Origin of the sequence: Trebonia sp. (genome assembly GCF_049794275.1) — a bacterium.
Classification (GTDB): Bacteria; Actinomycetota; Actinomycetes; order Streptosporangiales; family Streptosporangiaceae; genus Trebonia.
In genome coordinates, this window is record NZ_JBARCR010000291.1 from 1 (window position 1) to 5,323 (window position 5,323).

Below are 5,323 nucleotides of genomic sequence, written 5' to 3' on the forward strand. Positions count from 1 at the left end.
GCACGCCGCCGACCACGGCGCCGCGGACCACCCCGAGCGCGAGCCACCCGGCCAGCGGGCAGGCCGCCCCGCCCGCGACGGGCACGGCCTACACGCTGAGCACACCCGCCACCGCGGGCGGCTACCCCAAGCTGGCGACGGCCCCGAGCTCGGTCACCAGCACCGCCACGGCCACCGCCCAATCCGTCAGCGAACAGGCGGTCAACTCCGGCGGCAAGGTCACCGGCCACGTCTCCGGCTACTACCAGCTGTCCAGCGGCCAGGTGATGAGCTTCGCGGGGTACGAGGGCACGTTCAACCCCGCCAAGGTGCTCGCCAGCCTGGGCCAGGTCGGCCAGGGCGGTCAGACCTACCCGGCCGGCACCCACGGCGGCCAGCTCGCCTGCATCCCCTCGGCGGGCACGCCGGGCGGCACGGTGTGCGTGTGGGTCACCACCACCACGCTCGGCGTCACCGAGTTCTTCGCCTCGACCGGCGCCCCGGAGAACGTCACCGACCAGCCGAAGGCGGCCCAGGACACCGTGAACTTCAGGGCCGACGCCGAAGCGGCTAAGTCCTGACGGCGCACGCCGTAAACTCACTTGGTGTGACCACACGCGAACCAGAAGGGCTCTCCTCGCAGTACGCGCCTGCCGAGGTGGAGACCCGCCGTTACGAGCACTGGGAGAAGGCCGGCTATTTCACGCCGGAAGCCCAGGAGAACCCCGCCGCGCCGAGCTTCAGCATCGTGCTGCCGCCGCCGAACGTAACGGGTTCGCTGCACATCGGCCACGCGCTCGACCACACGCTGATGGACACCCTGACCAGGCGCCGCCGCATGCAGGGCTACCGCACGCTGTGGCTGCCCGGCATGGACCACGCGGGCATCGCCACCCAGAACGTCGTCGAGCGGGAGCTCGCCAAGGAGGGCCTGTCCCGCCACGACCTGGGCCGCGAGGCGTTCGTCGAGCGGGTGTGGCAGTGGAAGGCCGAATACGGCGGCAAGATCCTGTCCCAGATGCGCCGCCTCGGCGACAGCGTGGACTGGTCGCGCGAGCGGTTCACCATGGACGAGGGGCTGTCCCGCGCCGTGCAGACGATCTTCAAGCAGCTGTACGACGACAACCTGATCTACCGCGCCGAGCGGATCATCAACTGGTGCCCGCGCTGCCTGACCGCCCTGTCCGACATCGAGGTGGACCACACCGACGACGAGGGTGAGCTCGTCTCGATCCGCTACGGTGATGGGCCCGACTCGATCGTGGTCGCGACCAGCCGGGCCGAGACCATGCTCGGCGACACCGCCGTCGCCGTGCACCCGGACGACGAGCGGTACAAGCACCTGATCGGCAAGACCGTCGAACTGCCGCTGACCGGCCGCCGCATCCCGATCGTGGCCGACGAGCACGTCGACCCGGCGTTCGGCACCGGCGCGGTCAAGGTGACCCCCGCGCACGACCCGAACGACTTCGAGATCGGCCGCCGGCACAACCTGCCCAGCCTGTCCATCATGGACGAGCACGGCGTGATCACCGTCCCCGGTCCGTTCCAGGGCCTGGACCGGTTAGAGGCCCGCCCGGCGGTCGTCGCCGCGCTGCGCGAGGACGGCCGGATCGTAAAGGAGGTCCGCCCGTACGCGCACGCGGTCGGGCACTGCTCCCGCTGCTCCACGACGGTCGAGCCGCGGCTGTCCCTCCAGTGGTTCGTGAGCGTCGCGCCGCTCGCCAAGGCGGCCGGCGACGCCGTGCGCGACGGCCGGACGCGGCTGTCGCCGTCGGAGATGAACGCCCGCTACTTCGCCTGGGTGGACGACATGCACGACTGGTGCATCTCCCGGCAGCTCTGGTGGGGACACCGCATACCGGTCTTTTATGGTCCGAACGGTGAAGTGCGCTGCCTCGGCCCCGACGAGACTCCGCCGGAGGGCTGGACCCAGGATCCCGATGTCCTGGACACGTGGTTCTCTTCCGCCCTGTGGCCGTTCTCCACGCTCGGCTGGCCGGACGACACCCAGGACCTGCGCACGTTCTACCCGACGAGCGCACTGGTCACCGGCTACGACATCCTGTTCTTCTGGGTCGCGCGGATGATGATGTTCGGCCTGTACGCGATGCGCGACCGCCCGCCGCAGGACGCGGTCCCGTTCCGCACGGTCGTGCTGCACGGCCTCGTGCGGGACCAGTACGGCAAGAAGATGTCCAAGTCCCGCGGCAACACGGTGGACCCGCTGGACTGGATCGAGCGGTTCGGCGCCGACGCGGTGCGGTTCACGCTTGCCCGCGGCTCCAACCCCGGCAGCGACACCTCCATCAGCGAGGAGTGGGCGGCCGGCTCGCGGAACTTCTGCAACAAGCTCTGGAACGCCACCAGGTTCGCGTTGCTCAATGGAGCCACCACGGGCCCGTTCCGAATCGAAGACCTCAGTACCACGGACCGCTGGATCCTTTCCCGCCTCTCCTCCGTGATCGCGGAAGTCGACGGGCTGCTCGAGCAGTTCGAGTTCGGCAAGACGTGCGAGGCGCTGTACCACTTCGCCTGGGACGAGTTCTGCGACTGGTACCTGGAGCTGACCAAGGTGCCGCTGGCCTCGGGCGACGAGCGGGCGGCCGAGACGACGCGGCGGGTGCTCGGGTTCGTGCTCGACCAGATGCTGCGCCTGCTGCACCCGGTGATCCCGTTCGTCACCGACGAGCTGTGGCGCGCGCTGACCGGCGAGGACTCGGTGATGGTGGCGGACTGGCCATCCTATGAGTTCAGCGACCCCGCGGCCGAGGCCGAGATCGCCTCGCTGATGCGGCTGGTGACCGAGATCCGCCGCTTCCGTTCTGACCAGGGCCTGCGCCCGGGCCAGCGAGTCCCGGCTCGCCTCACGGGAATCGAATCGACCCCGCTGGCCCCCCACGAGGAGTCAATCCGCACCCTCCTCCGGCTAACCCCGCCAGAGGCCGGCTTCGCCGTCTCCGCGTCCTTCGCGATCGAGGGCGTCACCGTGGAGCTCGACCTAGCGGGCACCGTCGACATCGAAGCCGAACGCAGGCGCCTGGAAAAGGACCTGACCGCGGCGAAAAAGGAAGCCCAGCAGGCATCCGCCAAGCTAGGCAACGAGTCGTTCACCGCAAAGGCCCCAGCCGACGTAGTGGCGAAGATGCGCCAGCGCCTAACCGCCGCCGAGTCGGACATCGCAAGGCTGGAAACCCGCCTGACCACTCTGCCTGGGTAGGAGCGGGACAGAGGGGAGATTCTCGCCGGTGTTCCGAAGGACTGCCGGCGAGAATCTACCCCTCGGCCCGCGACGACCCACCGCTATAAGCGGGAAGTAGGCTGAACGACGTGGCTGACATAGACGAGCGGTTGCGCGAGGTAGAACACGAGATCTTCGCGCGGCGGCCTGAGCATCAGATCGACCCGACGCTGGACCGGGTCGCGATGCTCACCAGCCTGCTCGGCGATCCGCAGCGCTCCTTCCAGGTCGTGCACGTCACCGGCACGAACGGCAAGACGTCGATGGCGCGGATGATCGACTCGCTGCTGCGCGAGCGCGGGCTGCGCACCGGCCGGTTCACCTCGCCGCACCTGATCTCCGTACGGGAGCGGATCACCATCGACGGCGTGCCGCTGTCCGCCGAGCGCTTCATCGAGCTTTACGACGAGATCCTGCCCTACGTCCAGCTGACCGACGAGCGGCAGCCCGCGCCGCTGTCGTTCTTCGAGGTGCTGACCGGCATGATGTTCGCCGCGTTCGCGGACGCGCCGGTGGACGTCGCGGTGATCGAGGTCGGCCTTGGCGGCCGGTGGGACGCGACGAACGTCGCCGACGGGGCGGTCGCGGTGATCGGGCCGGTCGCGATGGACCACATGCAGTACCTGGGCGACACGCTCGAGGCGATCGCGAGCGAGAAGGCCGGCATCATCAAGCCCGGCGCGGTCGCGATCCTGGCGCAGCAGCAGCTCGCCGCCGCCGAAGTGCTGCTCGCCCAGGCCGCGTCGGTGGGCGCGACCGTCGCGCGCGAGGGGATCGAGTTCGGCGTACTGGCGCGCGAGATGGCGGTCGGCGGCCAGCAGCTCGTGCTGCAGGGGCTGCGGGGCACGTACCCGGATGTGTACCTGCCGCTGTTCGGGGAGCACCAGGCGAGCAACGCCGCGTGCGCGCTGGCGGCCGTGGAGGCGTTCGCCGGGGTTGCTGAAGCTGTTGCGGGCGACGCACCCTCGCTGAGCTCGGCGGCGCTCGACCCGGCCCTGGTCCGGGCCGGATTCGCGAAGGTCAGCTCGCCCGGCCGGCTCGAGGTGCTGCGGCGCAGCCCGACAGTGATCGCGGACGCGGCGCACAACCCGGCGGCGATGGCGGTAACGCTGCGGGCGCTGACCGAGGCGTTCCACTTCACGCGGGTGATCGGGGTCCTCGCGGTCAGCGAGGACAAGGACGTGGCCGGCGTGCTCGAAGAGCTCGAGCCGGTGCTCAGCGACATCGTGGTGACGGCCAACTCCTCGCCGAGGTCGATGCCCGCTGGGGAACTGGCCGAAGTCGCGCGGGACGTGTTCGGCGAGGACCGGGTGCTTGTGCATGACCGCCTCGACGACGCCCTCGAAGCGGCGGTCGGCCTGGCGGATGAGCAGGTGGGGGACGAGCTGCCGGGCTCGGCGGCCGTCCTCGTCACCGGCTCGGTGGTGACGGCGGGCGACGCGCGGCGGCTGCTCGTCCCCGGCGACCCGCCGGACGTGCCTCCGCCCGCGCCGGATACGCCGTCCAGGCACTCGTTCACGGTGGGAGACCTCTCATGAGGCGGCTGTGCAGCACCGTCCTCGGCATGGAAGCCGTCATTCTGCTGCTGGCCATCGTGCCAGCCAAGGTCCTCGGGCACATCTCTGGCGGCACCGCGGCGCTGGTCGGCGGCGGGCTCGCGCTGCTCGCGATCCTGCTGGCAGGCGTCGTTGGACGGCCCCGGATGGGCTGGGCGCTGTACGCCGGCTCGGTGCTGCAGTTCCTGGTGATCGCCTCCGGCGTGATGATCCCCGCGATGTACGTCCTCGGCGTGATCTTCGCAGCGCTATGGTTCACCGGCATCTGGCTAGCCCGCAAAGTCGAATCCGCCCAGCGCCTCCGCGAGCAGGAGTCCGCCAGGCAGGGCGCCCCAACGCCCGCCCCCTGACCCCCTCCCGCCCCGCGCGGCGCCCGCCAGTAACAGCAGTCACTTCCGCTGACTTTGCAGCCGCGGTGACCACTTTTGGCAGCCATTCGAGGCGAATTCTGGTCACCTGGGCTGCAAAGTGGCGGGCCTCTTCGCGGCCGCGGCGGCGATCAGGGGTGTCGCGGCGGCGGCGGACCGGCGCCCCGGCGGCCTGACGG

General features: G+C 70.3%; 4 protein-coding genes. All 4 read left to right on the top strand.

Annotated features, from left to right (window positions below; genetic code table 11):
• Positions 1-560 (top strand): hypothetical protein (locus WA805_RS08210; protein ID WP_425242030.1); only part of this gene is annotated, 560 nt, incomplete at its 5' end.
• 26 nt (positions 561-586) lie between these two features.
• A complete protein-coding gene (locus WA805_RS08215; protein ID WP_425242031.1) occupies positions 587-3,199 on the top strand; it encodes a valine--tRNA ligase in 2,613 nt (870 codons plus the stop codon).
• 101 nt (positions 3,200-3,300) lie between these two features.
• The gene (locus tag WA805_RS08220; protein ID WP_425242032.1) at positions 3,301-4,758 is read left to right on the top strand and encodes a bifunctional folylpolyglutamate synthase/dihydrofolate synthase; all 1,458 of its coding nucleotides are present in this window, start codon (positions 3,301-3,303) and stop codon (positions 4,756-4,758) included.
• Positions 4,755-5,126, top strand: coding sequence for a DUF4233 domain-containing protein (locus WA805_RS08225; RefSeq protein ID WP_422287524.1), 372 nt, complete (start codon positions 4,755-4,757; stop codon positions 5,124-5,126). The genes WA805_RS08220 and WA805_RS08225 overlap by 4 nt, the downstream gene beginning before the upstream one ends.
• Positions 5,127-5,323: the final 197 nt, after the last annotated feature.

Excerpts from the sequence above, each read along its gene's own strand:
- WA805_RS08225 (WP_422287524.1), top strand. The coding sequence starts at position 4,755 with ATGAGGCGGCTGTGCAGCACCGTCCTCGGCATGGAAGCCGTCATTCTG.